The sequence below is a fragment of the Streptomyces sp. NPDC046122 genome, from assembly GCF_056429965.1.
In genome coordinates this window covers 1-15,952 of the sequence record NZ_JBWKLQ010000014.1, presented here as the reverse complement: position 1 = coordinate 15,952, position 15,952 = coordinate 1, and the positions used below count along the sequence as shown (strand labels likewise).

The following is a 15,952-nucleotide window of genomic DNA, read 5'->3' as shown; positions in this document are numbered from 1 at the left end:
AAATGCGGAAGAAACTGAAGTCGCGGTGTTGCTTTTCGATCTACACTGCGCCGGCCCGCACCTCGAAGGGAAAATCTCCGTGAACGTGAAAGCGCGTGTGACGTTCCAGGGCAGCACAGATGTGAGCTGGGTCCGCGTGATCCAGGTCATCGTCATCACGGTCCTGGTCGTACTGGTTCTGGTGAACGGAGGGGTCACGCCTCTGATCTGATCGCTCGCCAACCAGCGGTTTCATTGCGCTTGAGGGGTTGCCCGTTGCCGCGGGCGGCCCCTCAAGTCTTTTTTTGTGCGCGTACCGAGCATAGCGTTCGACGGAGTCCGGGGAAACCCTCGCCCAGGAATTAACGTGAAACCGATCAGTAGGAAGGCCCCGCGGCAGCCGACAGCAGGCAATTCGAAGCAACCTTTCATATACACTCCCCCGACGGAGGCGGATGGGAGCGCTCACACCCGGCGATCCACTTCGGCACTACAGGGAAAGCGATCGGGAGCGGAATTGCACCATCGGGACAACCCCGGCGCAGGTTCGGCCTGCATTCTGAAGAACGCAGTGCGCCGAACGGCGCTCAGAGCACCAGCACTCGTCGGAACGACACGCGGTCGTCGGCCTCGGGATGCGTGACGGTCTCGCCGGCGATCTCCACCCAGGCGTGGAACCGGTACGGATCGTCCGCGCTGCCCAGGCACCAGTCCGCCGTGCGCCCGGCGAGCGCGAGCCCCAGCACCGTGCCGAGCGAGTGCTCCAGGCAGGCGGCTCGCCCCGGATATCCGTCCGCCGCCCGCCGCACCACCGCGAGCACGGCCTCGGCCTCGCGCATCGTGGCCGGCCGCCTGCGCGACCGCTTCAGTACGTCCACGGTGTGCACGGGCACCCTGAAGGGAAGCCGCAACAGCAGTAGCGCCAGGACCAGTCCCGCCCAGCCGGCCGCCCTCAGCCACCGGACGCCGCCGGTTCGCGGTGCGGCATCGTCCACCTTCCCGTGCCCGTCGCCTTCCAGGGCCTCCGCGCCCCGGCCCGGGGCAGGCGTCCGGTCCGCTTCGGTGGCCACGAGCCCGCGTTCCGCCAGATCCCCGGCGAGCCTTGCGGCGTCGAGCCGCAGATGGTCGTAGCGCACGGCGGGGTAGCGGTCCGCGACGACCTGTACGCCGGTGTCGAAATCACCGGTGCGGTGCCACTCCTCCCACAGCGCCCGTGCGGTGCCGTTCATCGCGTACCACTGCCCCGACCGGGCGTTGAAGAGCACGGTCCCGCCGTGCGGCGACTCGCCGGCGTGAACGTACTGGGGAATCCGGAGCTCGGTCACGAGCTGCCTCCATTACTGCGGGTCGCCCGGCCATGACGTGTTTCTCAGCCACAACTCGACGCCGACGAAACGGTTGAGAGCGGGGAACGGGGCGCGCAGCCCCATCAGTGCGCGGTCCAGGGAAGCCGCGACCGCGTGCGGATCGACGACGTCGAGGGCGGCCAGGCGCGACGTACGGAGGAGGTCTCGCAAGGCTCCGGAGGCGAGCCGGGCGCCCCGGTAGTCCTCGTCGGAGTAGTCGCCCTTCGTCCGCCGGGCCAGCACGGGGGCGGGGACGGCGCCGGCCAGCGCCGTGCCCAGCAGTGGCTTGAACGCCGGAGGATCACAGCGTAGGTGCGCCGGGAGCCGAAGACAGGCCCGCACGACGTCGTTGTCGAGGAACGGGGCCTGCGGCCAGATGCCGAAAGGCGCCGCCGCGTACGCTAGTTGGCGCTGTGCCTCGGCCGAAGTACGCACCTCGTGGAGGGTCGTGCGCAGGTCCGGCGTACGCTCCGCCCTCCGCCGGGCCGCGCCGCCCAGCCCGGGGACGCGGGTGCGGGCCAGTGCCGCGAGCTCCTGCCGGGCGGGGCCCGTGAGCCACGCCGCCTCGGGGCCCGGCAGGACCCACCAGTTCAGCGTGTCGAGCCAGTGCGGGTCGCGCTCCCCCGGTGACTCCAGCCGTTCGGCCGTCTGCCTCAGGGCGGCGGCGAGCGGCGTACGGGCCAACCGGGCGGCTCGGCCGACGACGTGAAGGGGCGAGGTGTGACGTGATCGCGCCAGTATGCGTCCGTCCCGGATCAGCCGCCGCAGGCCGCCCGGCCGCGCGAGGCCGGCCAGGTAGGAGGGAGGCGGGCACAGCAGTGCGTCGCCCCCCTCGCCGCCGAGGTGGACGTCCGCCCCCTGCCGGGCGATGCGCTCCAGGCGCAGCCGCGTCCGGGCTGCCCCCACTGCCGCCGCATTGGGCTCCCCGTCGCAGCCCGCGCCGTCCAGCCCCTGGTAGGGCAGTGATCCGGTGGTCGCCCCCGTCACCACTTCGAGGCGGAGCCGTTCGTCGAGCCGCGCGTAGGCTCGGGCGTACTCCAGGTCGTCGCATGCCGTGTCCGCCCGGTGATAGGTGAACGCGGGCAGCGGCCCCGGCCTGTGGCGCAGCGCCAGGAACGCGACTGAGGTGGAGTCGAGTCCACCGCTGAAGTCCGCGGTCAGTGTCCGGGCCCGTACGGCGCGCAGCCGGACCGACTCGTCGAGTGCCGCTCCGAGCGCCTCGGCCGCCGACGCGGCGGATGCCTCCGCCTCGGGCTGAAGATTCTCGTACTCCCACGCGGCGGCCGCGCCGTCGGCGGTGATCCGCAGGGCGTGCCCGCCGCCCAGCCGCTCGACTCCGGCCACCACCGAACGGTTTCCGGGCAGGAGGGGCACGCCGGGGCAGAATATCCAGGCGGCAAGGACCTGCGGGTCCGGCCGGCAGCCGCCGCCCGCCGCGGCCGCCACGTCCACCGGACGCGACCCGATCCAGGTACGGCCGGGGCGGGACCGGTAGTACAGCGGGTACTGTCCGGCCAGGTCGGTGAAGACGGTGAGCTCACCGGCGCGTACGACGAGGCAGAGGTAACTGCCCGGCCACCGGGTCAGGGCGGTGAGCCGTCCGGTGGCGAGCGCCCGCTCGGCGTCCGTGTCGAACTGCCGCTCTCCGGCGAGACACTGGCCGACGGCTATGACCGTGCCGCCCGCGGACCGGTGCGTGCGCAGTTCGCCTTCCCGCCAGTGACCGGCCAGGTCCGTCAGGGGAGCGGACGAGCCGGCGGGGGGTGGGAAGCATCCGACGAAGTCCGGATGGACGAGCCGGTCGGTGCTGTGGCCTGAACCGATCACGTTCATCACCGGAGTCACCAGTAGTAATGAGAGTTGGCGTCGGCCGTGCCGCTGCTGGAGCTTCCGAGAGTCACCTCCCGTACATGACCGAGATCGACCACCGCTGGGGGGGCGTAGGAGCCGTCGAAGTCCCTATCGGCCGTGCCCGCGTCTTCCTGGGCAACGGTTTCGGAAACAGACGGCGGGGCCTCCGACCGACGGGCGTATTTTCTCAGCAAGGTCATATATCCACCTGATGTTGACTCAAAAGGCGCATGCAATTGCACGATGGAACACGTTCGGACAGAGTCTGCTATTCGACTTTAGCCGCACACCGGGATTTCGTACCCCTGGCGTGCGGCCCACCATGGCAGGCGGGAACGGCCGCTGTCCACGTGCGCCAACTGGTGTTTGACCGGCCGAAGGCAGGGTCGAAGCGGCGGGTGCCGCCGGGCGGCAACAGCCCTATGCGTCAATTCGCAGCACGGGAGCCCACCGCGCGGGGCCGGGAGTTCAGCTCGTCGGAAAATGCCGCACGGAGAGGGCCCGGAGCTTCACGACTCGCTCATTCCTTCTCCACGTCCGTCCTCCGCAAGGAGGTCAGACCGAGCACCAGTGCCCCTTTGGCCTCGGACAGCGGATTCATCGAGCTCAGCTTCAGCGTGAATTCGCTCTGCGGGCCTACGGCCCCTCGCAACCCGTAGCGCGTCAGGGACTCCCGGCAGGGGTCGAGGACCAGATTCTGCGCGGCGGCGAGCTGGCCGCCCAGAACGATCAGGTCCGGATTCAGCAGGTTGCAGACCAGCGCCAGCGCCTGGCCGAGCACGCGTCCGGCATCCCGCATGACCCGCTCGCACACGGCGTCCCCCGCCTGCGCCCGTTCGATCAGTGACGCGAGGGAGTAGGGCACGTCGGCCACACTGCCGGCCAGGGCCTCGCGGGCCTGCCGGACCAGCGCGTCGGCCCCGATGATCGTCTCCAGGCAACCGCGCCCGCCGCACCGGCAGACCATGCCGTCCGGGTCCAGCACGAGATGGCCGATCTCGCCGGCCATGCCGTGTCCGCGGATGGGGTTGCTGCTGATGACGAGGCCGGCGCCGATGCCGGTGGAACCCTTGACGTAGACGACGATCTCGGCGTCGCCCTCCGTGCTGTACGTCTGCTCCGCCAGGGCGCCGAGGTTGGCGTCGTTGTCGAGCGCGCCCTTCACGCCGAGCCACTCCCCCAAGTCCTCCGACGGGTCGTCCCCCTCGCTCCACGGCGGCAGCACCGGCGTACGGAACTTGCCGGTGCGCGGGTCGACCATCCGCGGGACCGCCACGCCGAGGGACACGACGTCCTCCAGCTCACGGCCGGTCTTGCCGACCGCCTCCCGTACGGCCTTCTTCAGCGAGGGGATGATCTCGGCCAGCCCCCGGTTCGCACCGCTTCCCACGTGCTCCCAGTGCGTTTCGGCGTCGGGGCGGTCGACGCGCCGGGCCACCACCGTCGCCTGGTTGAAGCCGAGGTGCACGCCGACCGCGACATTGCGGGCCGGGACGAGACAGACGTTCGTACGGCGCACCGGTCCTCGCCCTGCGTCCGAAACGAAGACTCCGGCCGTCTGTAAGTCCCGGACGATGTTCGAAACGGTGGACTGCGCGAGTCCGGTGCGCCGGGCCAGACCGACCTGACTGTCGCTCTTGATCAATACAGAGAGAAGGAGGTGTTTGGCGTTGATCGCTTTCGTGCCCCGAGCCGCACCCAGAAGAGGACGTAACTGGAGCATCGGACCCCCCACAATTCAGCGTTTCAGTCTTCCGACATTAGCATGGTGATCTTCAAATTGAACGAGGGGTGCGTTCAAATGAATAGGAGTCAATAATTCCGGCCCGCCGCCGAGAGGGGTGGGGAAGTTGTTGCCCGTGAGGGCCTAGGCCGGGCCGCAATAGCCCCTCGCGGCGCGAGCGACGGGGCATGCGGCGGGGCGTGCGGCGGACGCCAGCAGCCGTACGTGACTCTTCTATTGACGTGCCCATGGCACCCTCCTAGCGTAGCAAGCGCTTTCCGCCGCTTGTCACAGCGCACCTCCATGCCGGCCATGCCCGCACGCATGGACGCGCCCACGGAGAAGAACGAGGCCCCCATGAATCCCGTACCCGTGTTGTCCCTGCTCGCCTGCTCCGCGCTGACGGCCGGCGCGCTCGCGCTGCCCGCGGCTCAGGCCGCCGCCGCTTCGGCCCGCTACGAGGCCGAAAGCTCCCCCGCCGTCTGTACCGGCACGATCGACTCCGACTGGGCCGGCTACTCCGGCACCGGCTTCTGCAACGGCGCCAACGCCGTCGGCGCCCAGGCGCAGTTCACCGTGAACGCCCCCGCCACGGGTACCGCGACACTGAAGGTCCGCTTCGCCAACGGAAGCACCACCGCACGCCCCGCCACCGTCACCGCGAACAGCTCGGCGGCCGTGTCCGCGTCGTTCGAGGGCACCGGCACGTGGTCGGGCTGGACGACGAAAACACTCACCGTGCCGGTCGTGGCCGGCAGCAACACGGTCCGGCTGAGCCCTACCACCTCCGCCGGCCTGCCCAACATCGACGCACTGGACGTCGAGACGGCCGGTGACACCCCGCCGCCGTCGGGCACCGCGCTGTACGTGGCGCCGAACGGCAGCGACAGCGCGGCCGGTACGCAGGCGGCCCCGACGACGCTCACCTCGGCGATCAGCCGCGTTCCCGCCGGCGGCACCATTTACCTGCGCGGCGGCACCTACCGCCACGCGCAGACCATCACCGTCCCGCAAGGCAACAACGGCACAGCGAGTGCCCGTACGAAGCTGTCCGCGTACCCCGGGGAGACTCCGGTACTGAACTTCTCGGCCATGACCGAGGACCCGGCGAACCGCGGGCTCGCCGTGAACGGGTCGTACTGGCACGTGAGCGGCATCGTCGTCGAACGCGCCGGTGACAACGGCATCTTCGTCGGCGGCAGCAACAACGTCTTCGAGCGCACCGTGACGCGCTTCAACCGCGACACGGGCCTGCAGCTGTCACGGACGGCCTCCACCACACCACGCGACCAGTGGCCGTCCCACAACCTCGTGCTGAGCGCGCAGTCGCACGACAACGCCGACTCGGACGGCGAGGACGCCGACGGGTTCGCGGCGAAGCTCACCGTCGGCTCCGGGAACGTGTTCCGTTACGCCGTCGCCCACAACAACATCGACGACGGCTGGGACCTCTACACCAAGACGGACACCGGTCCCATCGGCCCGGTGACCGTCGAGGACTCCCTCGCGCACGACAACGGCACCCTCTCGGACGGCACCGTGAACTCCAACGGCGACCGCAACGGTTACAAGCTCGGCGGCGAGGACATAAAGGTGAACCACGTCGTCCGCCGCAGCATCGCCCACCACAACGGCAAGCACGGGTTCACCTACAACAGCAACCCGGGCACCATGTCGGTCACCGGCAACGTCAGCGTCGACAACGCGCAGCGCAACTACTCGTTCGACGCCGGCACGTCGGTGTTCCGCGACAACGTCTCATGCCGCGGCGGCAGTGGGACGAACGACAGGATCGTGGGCGACGCGGACGGCACGAACCAGTTCTGGTCCGGCTCCAACGCCTCCCGGTGCTCCGCGTACACCGGCGCCCTGGCCTGGTCGTTCGCTTCCGACGGCCGCCTCGCCGTGACCTTCGGAGGCAAAGCGGTGACGCCGTAAGCGAGGGGGCGACGGGGCGACGGGGCGACGGGGCGACGGGGCGACGGGGCGACGGGGCGACGGGGCGACGGGGCGACGGGGAAGCGTCCGCGCAGGCGGCGGCCCCCGGCCGGCCCGTCCGGTTCTTCCGGACGGGCCGGCCGGGCGTCACTCCACGAGCACCGCCCGCATGACCTCCCTGGCGATCGGCGAGCCGAGCCTGCCGCCGGAGATGTCGGCGCGCGAGATGTCCATGTCGGTCGGGTCGATGAAGACGGCGACCGCCACCGAGGCGCCGTCGGCGTTCTTGCCGTACGAGACGAACCAGCCGTACGGCACCTCGTCGTCGACGTCCACGCCGCGCTGCGCCGTTCCGGTCTTCCCACCGACGGTGATCCCGTCGATCAGAGCCCCCTTCGCGCTCCCTTCGCGGGCGGTGAACTCCATCATGTCGCGCACACTCTCGGCGGTGTCCCCGGAGACCGCCCGGCTCTTGAGCGCGGGTTGGTACTCCTCGACCGGGGACAGATCCGGATCGAGCAGCTTGTCGACGAGGTACGGCTGCATCAGCTTCCCGTCGTTGGCGATGGCGGCCGTCACCATGGCCATCTGCATCGGGGTGCTGGTGAGGCTTCCCTGACCCATACCGGTGAGCGCGGTCCCGGGCTTGTCGAGCCGGTCGGGGTAGAGGCTCTTGTAGGCCAGCATGTCGCCGAAGTCGTCGGAGTAGACGTCCGCGTTGAAGCCGAACTTCTCCGCCGTCTCACGCATCTTGTCCGGCCCCAGCCTGGACGCGGCGTCGAGGAAGACGTTGTTGCACGAGTGCTGCATGGCGGTCTTGAGCGAGGCCTTGTCGCACACCGCGTCACCGGCCTCGCTGCCGATCGTGTTGGTCGAGAGCGGCAGGCGGTAGGGGGAGGGCGCTCCGGACCGCGCGTCGATGTCCGTGACCAGGCCGTGCTCCAGGGCCGCCGCAGCCGTGAGGATCTTGAAGGTGGAGCCGGGAGGGTACCGCTCGCGCAGGGCACGGTTCACCAGCGGCTTGCTCTTGTCGGTGGCCAGCGCCGTGTATCTGCGGCCGTCCTCGAACGTCGTCCCGGCGAACACGGAAGGGTCGTAGGACGGCGCGGAGGCCAGAGCGAGCACCTTGCCGGTGCCCGGTTCGAGGGCGACCACCGCTCCCCTGGCTCCCAGGTCGGTGAGCCCCTTGTAGGCGGCCTTCTGCGCCTTCGGGTCGATGGTGGTGACGACCGAGCCACCGCGCAGCGGCTCTGCCGTCAGAACCTTGCGCGCGCGCTTGAAGGCGAAGCGGTCGTCCTGGCCGCTCAGCACCGAGTCGTAGGTGTTCTCCAGCAGCGACATCCCGTGCGCCTGGGAGGCGTAGCCGGTGACGGGGGCGTACATCGGCCCGTCCGTGAAGGTCCGCTCGTACCTGAGGTCCCGCCCGGCGACTTCCTTCGAGCCGGTGACCGGCCGTCCGCCGACGATGATGTCTCCGCGCGGTTCGGCGAACTGCGCGATCCTCACCCGCGGGTTGTGTTTGTGATGGGCGAGGGTTTCGCCCTGGACGAACTGGACCCAGTTGATCCGCAGGAGCAGGGCCAGCACCAGGAGCCCACAGAAGATCGCCACGCGCCTCAGCGGCCTGTTCATCGCTCGCCCCGCCCCTCCACGCCGCTCCGCCGCACGCGTGCCCGAAAAGATCCTTTCCCCCAGGGACGACGGGAGGGGGCCCGCGGTTGCCCACCGGGCCGGACGGCTCGGTCACACGCCGCGCCCCGGCCGGGGCCCACGGGCCGGGGCCGCGGGGCCGTCAGGACGTCACTCGGACGCCGCGATGACCTTGCGTACGTTCTCCAGGCTTCCGCACCCCTCCTTGAGCAGCCGCTCGCGCTCACGGGCGAACGCCTCCCCCAGCTCCGCCCGCCGCTTGTCCGCGACGAGTTCCCTGGCGTGGTTGAGGAGCGTGCGCTCCTCCTCGTCGAGGTGGTGGGTGATGGCCTCGGACAGCTCCTCCAGCTTCTCGTCCCACTCCTGCGAGCCGACCTCGGACACCTCCAGGAGCGCCGCCAGGGCCTTGTTGCCCTCGGTGTGCTCCTCCTCGCCGTGGTCGACCTCCTCGTCGTCGACCTTCCGGTAGCGGCGCAGGGCCGGGTAGACCTCCGCCTCCTCGGCCTCACCGTGGGCTATCAGCAGGTCCGCGAACTCCCGAAGCGCGGCGGCCCGGTCCTCCTCCACACTGCGCATCGCGCGGAAGAGGTCCTCCATCCGCCGGTGGTCCTGCGTGATCAGCTCCACCACGTCGGTCACGTCGTCGCCTCCTGTGTCGTACGGGTACGTAGACCGAACGCCTTCCCCGCAATCCGCTCCTCACCCACCGGGCGCGCACCACGCGTCCGCGGACCCGGGCCGTCGCTCCCGGGCGCCGCGCCGGACGTCCGCCCTCACGCCCTCGCCGGTACCGGCCTGCGGAGCAGGTAGAGCACGGCGGTCGAGACGAGGACGGCCATGCACGCGATGAACACCAGCCCCGCGCCCTCCAGGCCGATCGGATCCGCCAGTACGCCCACGCCGATCACCGGGACCGAGATGCCGGTGTACGCCACCACGAACAGGGTCGAGATCACCGCCGCCCGGGAGCCGACGGGAGACGCCGCGGCCACCGCCGACAGCGCCCCGCGGAACGCCAGGCCCTGCCCGGCGCCGCCGACGAGCGCGCTGAGTACGACCAGGAGAAGCAGGTTCCAGTACAACGCGCCCGCCAGCAGCGCCAGCCCGGCGAGCAGCCCGGCGCAGCCCAGGGGAAGCGACCGCCGGGCCCCCACCCGGGCGACCGCCAACTGCCCGGCGACGGAGGCGAAGAAGGCCAGGGCGACCACCGCACCGCTCACGGCGTGGTCGGTCACGTCCAGCGACTGCGCGAGGAACGCCGGACTGACCGACGTGAACACCCCGAACAGGGCGAACCCCACGAACGAGGCGATCGCCGCGGGGACGAACACCGCCCGCACCCGCGCGGGCAGGCCGGGCCGCTGCGGCCGTACGGTGTTCAGCGGCCGTCGCTCCCGTACGGACTCCGGAAGCCGCAGCAGGACTGCGGCCGAGCAGACGACCAGCGCGAGGTGCACGACGAACGGCAGGTGGAGCGGCCAGGGCGCGTACTGCGCGAGCAGGCCGGCGATCAGCGGGCCGCAGCCCAGTCCGCCCATGTTGGCGGCCGTCGCCACGAAGGTGGCCCGGGCGGCGCCGTTGCGCGGCGCGAGCTCCATGACGTATGCCGTGGCGGCCCCCGTGAACAGGCCGGCGGACAGGCCCGACAGCAGGCGGCCCGCGTAGAGCCAGCCGAGCCCGGTGGCGCACAGGAAGCAGACGGCGCTCGCCGCGGCGAGCGCCAGGCCGCACAGCAGCACCGGGCGCCTGCCCACGGTGTCCGAGGCGTTGCCCGCCAGCAGCAGCACGCCGATGACCCCGAAGGCGTACACGGCGTACACGACGGTCACCGTGAGCTCGGAGAACCCGAACTCGTCCTGGTAGAGGCCGTAGAGGGGGGTCGGCAGCGTGGTGCCGACCATGCACACGGCGAACACGACCCCACTGAGCCGGCACTGACGCCACTCTCGGCGATCATCGTCCATGCCCCGACGGTAAGCCCGCCCGTCGTCCCGATCCGGCCGGGCGCCGCACGGCGCGCCGCCGGGCGTCCAGAAGGCGTGGGCGATCATTCATTCGTGGGGGTGAGGGCCGCGAACCCGGGGGCGGACGTCAGGTCCGGCGCGTTAGTTTGGGGCGACGGTACGGCCGACACCGGAGCGGCAGGTTGTCTCGTGCTTGGGGGGCGGCATGGCGTCAGAGGCTACGTCCCACCGGCAGCGTCTGCGGTACCGGGTCGACAACCTGGTGGGCCGCGGCACCCCCGCGCTCATCGGCTGGCTCTCCCTGGCCTGCCTGCTCGTCGTGATCCCGGCCAGCGTGGTCCTGGTCTGGGCCGACCGCGACGCGCCCGTCACCCTTTCCGGCCGGCTCACCGCGGTGTGGGCGAGCGTGGGCCAGACGCTCAAGATCGGCGGCGCGGTCGGCTCTCCCGTGTACGTGCTGGCGTCGGTGTCGCTCGCCCTGGTCGCCCTGTTGTTCGTGTCGACGCTGGTCAGCCTGATCACGACGGGCATCAACCAACGGATCATGGCGCTGCGCCTGGGGCACTCGACCGTCATGGAGGAGCAGCACACCGTCGTGCTGGGCTGGAGCGACCAGGTCTTCCCCGTCGTCACGGAACTGGTGGCGGCCAATGCCAACCACCGCCGGGCCACCGTCGCCGTCCTCGCACCCAAGGACAAGGTGGAGATGGAGGAGGAGATCGCCGCCCAGGTGCCGCGCCCCGGAGCCACCCGGATCATCTGCCGCAACGGCCGCACCACCGACCCCACGGCTCTTGCCCGGGTCAGCCCGTGGACAGCGAAAGCCGTGCTGGTCCTTCCGTCGAGTGGGGGCGACGGTGACAACGGTGACTCCCATGTGGTGAAGACCCTGCTCGCGCTCAACTCGCCGGCGTCGCGGACGGGCGGTGCCGTGGTGGTGGCGGCCGTCCACGAGGCCGGCAACCACGTGACGGCCACCCTGGCCGCCCCGCCCGGCGCACGCGTCGTGAACATCGACGACATCATCGCCCGGCTGCTCGTGCAGACCTCCCGCCAGCCGGGCCTCTCGCTCGTCTACCAGGAACTGCTGAACTTCGAGGGCGACGAGATTTACACCGTCGCCGCGCCCGCACTCACCGGCCGCACCTTCGGTGAGGCACTGTCGTCGTTCACCGCCTCCTCGGTGATCGGTCTGCTGCGTGAGGGGGACGCGGTCGCGCTCAACCCGGACCCGGACACCGTCATCCGGACCACCGACCGGATCGTCGTCGTCTCCCGTGACGACGACACGGCCGCGGTCGCGGACACACCGCCGTCCGTCGACGAGGACGCGATCGTCTCGGCCGGCTCCCCGACGCCCCGCGCCGAGCGCCTCCTGCTCCTGGGCTGGAACCGCCGCGCCGCACTGGTCGTCGAGCAACTGGACCACTACGTGAGCCCGGGAACCACCCTGGACGTGGTCGCTCTCGGCGACGGCCCGACGATGCGGGGCGCGTACGACCTCGCGGGGGCGGGGCGGCACCTCGAAGTGAGCGTGCGCAGCGGTGACATCACCGATCCGCGGACCCTGAGGGCGCTGGACGTGCCGTCCTACGACAGCGTGATCGTCATCGGCGACAAGGGCGTGCACGCGAGCCCGGATGCGGTCGGACAGGCGGAGGCGGACGACAGGACGCTGGTCACCCTGCTGCACCTGCGGGCCGTCGAGGAAGCCACGCGACGGGAGCTCTCCCTCACCACCGAGATGTCCGACGACCGCAACCGACTGCTCGCACCCGTCCGCGAGGGCGCCGACTTCATCGTGAGCAGCCGGCTCATCAGCCAGCTGATGACGCAGATCTCGGAAGGCCGGTACCTGGCCGATCTCTTCGACGAGCTGTTCAGCGCCGCCGGGAGCGAGATCTACCTCAGACCCGCCGCGCAGTACGTGCTGCCCGGCCACGAGGTCACCTTCGCCACGGTCGTCGAATCCGCGCGCCGCCGCAGCGAGTGCGCGCTCGGGTACCGTCTGCACGCCCGGTCGTCGAGTGGCCCCGACTACGGCGTACGGATCAACCCGGACAAGCGGCACCGCGTGCGGTTCACCGAGGCCGACCGGGTGATCGTGCTGGCACGGTGACGGCCGGGGCGGGCCCGTGCCCCGCCGCCGGGGGGTGGCGGAGGGGCACGGACGTCTGATCGGCGGGGCTGCCGCCGCGCGACGCGGGGAGTGCGCGTCGCGCCTGGGGCATGGTCGCTCACGCCGCGTTCGGGCCGACGTCCGCCACCGCGAGGGGACGGCGGACGGGGGCGAGTGCCGAGTACTCGTCCGCGCCGATGTCACGGGCGCTGCCGCGCGAGTGGCCGTCGATGTCGTCGGCCACGGCCGGGCTCGCGAGGGTCGCCGCGTCGATCGCCGGGCTGCCCGCCGACAGCCGGAACGCTCCGTCCGCCGCCTGCTGCAGGCGGGGATCCGTCCGGGTGAAGCCGTCGGAAGGGATGGTGCCGTTGGACGCCGCGCCCCACAGGATGTTGCTCTGCCAGGTGAAGCCGGTGGTCTTCCCCATCGCGACCAGGCTGCCGGCGTCGCCGACCAGCAGGTTGTCGGCGACGACCACGTCCCGGGGCTCGTACTCCCGGGTCTCGCCCGTGAGGGTACGGGCGTTGCCGACGAGGGTGTTGTGCGCGATCACGGCACGGTCGCACGCGTCGTTGCCGCGCCTTTCCTCCGTCGTCTCGCCGGGGTGGTGATCGCGGGTGGTGCCGCTGCCGATCGTCAGGGCCCGGCCCGTCAGCCCGCTGAGACAGTTGTTCACGACGAGGTGGTCGTTGCCGTACAGGCGTACACCGTCGGTCCCGCCGAGCAGGTAATTGCCGTCCACCGTGGTGCGGTTGCCGTGGCGCAGCACGATGCCGCCGAGGCTGTCGCGGATCGTGTTGTACCGGATGGTGTTGTCCGAGGACTTCACCGAAATGGTCTCGGGGTCTCCGTCGCACCGCTCGAACAGGTTGAACTCCACGACCGCGTGGGCGCTGGACAGCGCGCGGCTGCTGACTCCGAGCCGGATCGGCTCGCCGCCGTTGGCGCCGGCGAAGCTGTGGTCGGAGAAGTGGTTCTTGAAGACGTGCAGACGCTGGGCGACGGCGGTCGAGCCCGGGCCGTCCACGACGACGAAGATGCCCTCGGTCGTCTTGTGGTGGAAGCGGTTGCGGTCGATCTTGGCGTCGTCGCCCCGTACAACGACCCAGTCGAGCCCGCTGATGTCCGCGAACCGGAAGTCGTTGCGCGTCAGCCGTATGCGGGGGCAGCTCGCCGGGATCTCCAGGGTGGTGCTCTGCCGGAAGGCGAAGCCGCTGACCGTGATGTCGCTCGAGTCGGCGAACACGAAGCCGCGTTCGCCCTGGAGCACCGCTCCGCCGCGGGATTCGGCGGTGATGGTGATCGGTGCGGCGGCAGTGCCGTTCCTGCCCGACACACGGATGGCGCCCCCTGCCGGAACGGTGTATGTGCCGTTGGCCAGCACGATCCGGTCGCCGGGTACCGCGCGGTCGATCTCGCTCTGCAGGCCGTTCAGGGAACTGACCCTCTTCTCGGCCGCCGACGCGCCGGCCGCCGGCATCACCGCGGCGAGCGCTGTGCCCAGCAGAGTGCCTGTGAGAAACGTACGTCGTTGCATGATGCCTCCAGGAGGAACGGGGAGTGTGCCGGCGTCGGCACCTTGGGGTCGCGCGGCGTTGTCGACGGTCGCGGCGGGCACACGGCCCCGTGTGCCGCCGCGTCGTCCGGTCGGCCCTGCCGGGGCTCAGAACTCGTCGGCGCCGTCGCGCAGTTCGTACGTCCAGTAGCCGGTCTTAGCGACCGCGTCGTCGACCGCGATGCCGCCCGTGGGCGCGGCCACGGTCTTGCTGCCCTCAGCGGGCCCGTCGGCGGCGAAGAGGTTCACGTAGAAGGAGGTGACGACGTGGTTGTTCTCGTCCACGCTGCCGTCGTTGATGCGCACGGCCGCGTAGGCCGGCGTGCCCGCGTTCAGCACGACGGGGGCGGCGGGCCTGCTCTTGGCGACGGGCGGCACGTCCTTGGCGGTCTGCGGCACGTCGCTGAACGCGATCAGCGGGTACTGGTGCAGCGTGCAGGCGCGGCCCGAGACGTTCGTCGCCGTCAACGTGATGTGCGTGGTCGGCACGCCGTCGCTCTTCCTGGCCGTGACGCGCAGGTCCTCGACGGAGCAGGCCGGGGCCTTGACGCCAGCCCTCTGCTGCGAACGGGCCTTGTGCTGCGCACCGGCCTTCTGCTGCGAACCGGCCCGCGTCGCGGATCCGTTGGAGCCGGACGTACCCGAACCGGAGGATCCGGACGTACCCGAGCCGGTGGTGCCCGCCTCGCCGCCGGTCGCCGTGTCCTTGTTCCCGGCGGTCCCGGAGTTCCCGGAGTTCCCGTCGGGCTTCGTGACCGTGACGGACTCGGCGGATCCCTGGTCCTTCGCGCTGTCGGCGCCTCCGCAGGCGGTGACCGTGAGGCCGAGTGCGGCTACGGCGGACACGGCCAGTACGGCAGGACGGTGGATGAAGGTACGCATGTGAAGCTCCCCGTGTGATGCGGTCGGTGCGGTAGACGCCAGGTGCGGCATCTGGTCCGCTCACAGCTTCGGTTCCCGCGCTGGCGTTCCGCTGACGTCCCCCTGACGTACCGCTGATGCGCCCCGCACCCGATTGACCGTCACATGGGGCTCGAACCCCGGAGGGCACCCCTCGGGCGGCCGCCACTTCCGCCGATTTGTTGCGTTGTAATGAACTTGTAATGCCCACGCTCATCTTTGGCATGCTCAGAACCCGTACGCTCCACAAGCCTCGCCCGAACAGCTCGAACGCGAGGCGCAACACTCATCACTCCCTGCCCCGTGGGGTGGCTCAGCCAGAACGGGCGGCAGGAAGCACAGCAAGCAAGTGGGGAATTTGATGTCCACCGACGTCCGCACGTCCGCGCCCGCCGGCGCTCCCGCCAGCCCGGTTGTCACCTGGCTGCTCACCGTGGTGACCTTCGGCATTTACTGGCTCGTCTGGTACTACAAGGTCAACAAGCAGGTGAAGGCGATCGACCCGACCATCGAGGTCAACCCCGGCATGGCTGTCGTCGCGCTCACTCTCGGTTCGTTCCTGATCGTCCCGCCGTTCGTCTCCATCGTGAAGACCGGCTCCCGCATCGCCCAGGCACAGCGCGCCGCCGGTGTGACCGCCGACTGCTCCGGCGGTGTCGGCCTGCTGCTCGCCTTCGTCCTCGGCCTGACGCCGCTCTACTACCAGAGCAAGCTCAACACGGTCTACGCCCAGCACGCCTGATCCGCCGCCACACACGGCGACTGCACACGGGGAGGGGGGGGGGGGGGGGGGGGGGCCCCCCCCCCCCCCCCCCCTCCCCCCCCCCCCCCCCCCGGGGCCACCGTCGCCGCGGCGCCGTATCCCGGCGATGCGGCCCCCGGCCAGGCCGACGTCGGCGCGGTAGGAGGCACCGCCGGTGCCGTCGA

The 15,952-nt window shown here is 70.7% G+C and carries 13 protein-coding genes; 4 read left to right on the top strand and 9 right to left on the bottom strand.

From position 1 onward, the window contains the following. Positions 1–79 precede the first annotated feature (79 nt). Complete coding sequence (locus tag AC07FK_RS27635) at positions 80–211, top strand: hypothetical protein (RefSeq protein WP_479107668.1); 132 nt, start codon at positions 80–82, stop codon at positions 209–211. Positions 212–566: 355 nt separating this feature from the next. Here the strand turns inward: AC07FK_RS27635 and AC07FK_RS27630 are convergent, their stop codons facing one another. The 4 genes from AC07FK_RS27630 to AC07FK_RS27615 all read right to left on the bottom strand — a co-directional run bounded on the left by AC07FK_RS27630 (position 567) and on the right by AC07FK_RS27615 (position 4,695). Then, positions 567–1,304 (bottom strand): lasso peptide biosynthesis B2 protein, encoded by a 738-nt coding sequence (locus tag AC07FK_RS27630; RefSeq protein ID WP_479107667.1) that lies wholly within the window; start codon positions 1,302–1,304, stop codon positions 567–569. Positions 1,305–1,316: 12 nt separating this feature from the next. Then, a complete protein-coding gene (locus AC07FK_RS27625) occupies positions 1,317–3,152 on the bottom strand; it encodes an albusnodin/ikarugamycin family macrolactam cyclase (RefSeq protein WP_479107666.1) in 1,836 nt (611 codons plus the stop codon). A gap of 14 nt (positions 3,153–3,166) precedes the next feature. Continuing rightward, complete coding sequence (locus tag AC07FK_RS27620; RefSeq protein WP_479107665.1) at positions 3,167–3,376, bottom strand: lasso RiPP family leader peptide-containing protein; 210 nt, start codon at positions 3,374–3,376, stop codon at positions 3,167–3,169. A 320-nt stretch (positions 3,377–3,696) separates the two neighbouring features. Next, positions 3,697–4,695: an ROK family protein gene (locus AC07FK_RS27615; RefSeq protein WP_479107664.1), complete on the bottom strand. Its 999-nt coding sequence runs from the start codon at positions 4,693–4,695 to the stop codon at positions 3,697–3,699. 561 nt (positions 4,696–5,256) lie between these two features. Here AC07FK_RS27615 and AC07FK_RS27610 point away from each other — a divergent pair. Beyond that, complete coding sequence (locus AC07FK_RS27610) at positions 5,257–6,837, top strand: carbohydrate-binding protein (protein ID WP_479107813.1); 1,581 nt, start codon at positions 5,257–5,259, stop codon at positions 6,835–6,837. Between the two features lie 147 nt (positions 6,838–6,984). Here AC07FK_RS27610 and AC07FK_RS27605 read toward each other — a convergent pair whose 3' ends face one another. The 3 genes from AC07FK_RS27605 to AC07FK_RS27595 form a co-directional block, all read right to left on the bottom strand. After that, complete coding sequence (locus AC07FK_RS27605; protein WP_479107663.1) at positions 6,985–8,469, bottom strand: peptidoglycan D,D-transpeptidase FtsI family protein; 1,485 nt, start codon at positions 8,467–8,469, stop codon at positions 6,985–6,987. A 168-nt stretch (positions 8,470–8,637) separates the two neighbouring features. Next, the gene (locus AC07FK_RS27600) at positions 8,638–9,117 is read right to left on the bottom strand and encodes a hemerythrin domain-containing protein (protein ID WP_479107812.1); all 480 of its coding nucleotides are present in this window, start codon (positions 9,115–9,117) and stop codon (positions 8,638–8,640) included. A gap of 143 nt (positions 9,118–9,260) precedes the next feature. Continuing rightward, positions 9,261–10,451 carry an MFS transporter gene (locus AC07FK_RS27595; RefSeq protein WP_479107662.1) on the bottom strand — a complete coding sequence of 397 codons (1,191 nt, stop codon included), beginning with the start codon at positions 10,449–10,451 and terminating at the stop codon, positions 9,261–9,263. A 205-nt stretch (positions 10,452–10,656) separates the two neighbouring features. Here AC07FK_RS27595 and AC07FK_RS27590 point away from each other — a divergent pair, with 205 nt between their 5' ends. Beyond that, positions 10,657–12,570 carry a CASTOR/POLLUX-related putative ion channel gene (locus AC07FK_RS27590; RefSeq protein WP_479107661.1) on the top strand — a complete coding sequence of 638 codons (1,914 nt, stop codon included), beginning with the start codon at positions 10,657–10,659 and terminating at the stop codon, positions 12,568–12,570. Positions 12,571–12,688: 118 nt separating this feature from the next. On the opposite strand, the gene AC07FK_RS27585 is transcribed toward AC07FK_RS27590, so the two are convergent. Then, positions 12,689–14,107 carry a chondroitinase-B domain-containing protein gene (locus AC07FK_RS27585; RefSeq protein WP_479107660.1) on the bottom strand — a complete coding sequence of 473 codons (1,419 nt, stop codon included), beginning with the start codon at positions 14,105–14,107 and terminating at the stop codon, positions 12,689–12,691. A gap of 126 nt (positions 14,108–14,233) precedes the next feature. Continuing rightward, positions 14,234–15,007: a DUF4232 domain-containing protein gene (locus AC07FK_RS27580; protein ID WP_479107659.1), complete on the bottom strand. Its 774-nt coding sequence runs from the start codon at positions 15,005–15,007 to the stop codon at positions 14,234–14,236. A 379-nt stretch (positions 15,008–15,386) separates the two neighbouring features. Here AC07FK_RS27580 and AC07FK_RS27575 point away from each other — a divergent pair, with 379 nt between their 5' ends. After that, positions 15,387–15,767 carry a DUF4234 domain-containing protein gene (locus tag AC07FK_RS27575; RefSeq protein ID WP_479107658.1) on the top strand — a complete coding sequence of 127 codons (381 nt, stop codon included), beginning with the start codon at positions 15,387–15,389 and terminating at the stop codon, positions 15,765–15,767. Positions 15,768–15,952: the final 185 nt, after the last annotated feature.

What these genes read in the sequence shown, in the direction of transcription:
- AC07FK_RS27575 (WP_479107658.1), top strand. Translation starts at nt 15,387, where the DNA reads ATGTCCACCGACGTCCGCACGTCCGCGCCCGCCGGCGCTCCCGCCAGC.
- AC07FK_RS27620 (WP_479107665.1), bottom strand. Translation starts at nt 3,376, where the DNA reads ATGACCTTGCTGAGAAAATACGCCCGTCGGTCGGAGGCCCCGCCGTCT.
- AC07FK_RS27580 (WP_479107659.1), bottom strand. Translation starts at nt 15,007, where the DNA reads ATGCGTACCTTCATCCACCGTCCTGCCGTACTGGCCGTGTCCGCCGTA.
- AC07FK_RS27605 (WP_479107663.1), bottom strand. Translation starts at nt 8,469, where the DNA reads ATGAACAGGCCGCTGAGGCGCGTGGCGATCTTCTGTGGGCTCCTGGTG.
- AC07FK_RS27595 (WP_479107662.1), bottom strand. Translation starts at nt 10,451, where the DNA reads ATGGACGATGATCGCCGAGAGTGGCGTCAGTGCCGGCTCAGTGGGGTC.
- AC07FK_RS27585 (WP_479107660.1), bottom strand. Translation starts at nt 14,107, where the DNA reads ATGCAACGACGTACGTTTCTCACAGGCACTCTGCTGGGCACAGCGCTC.
- AC07FK_RS27590 (WP_479107661.1), top strand. Translation starts at nt 10,657, where the DNA reads ATGGCGTCAGAGGCTACGTCCCACCGGCAGCGTCTGCGGTACCGGGTC.
- AC07FK_RS27610 (WP_479107813.1), top strand. Translation starts at nt 5,257, where the DNA reads ATGAATCCCGTACCCGTGTTGTCCCTGCTCGCCTGCTCCGCGCTGACG.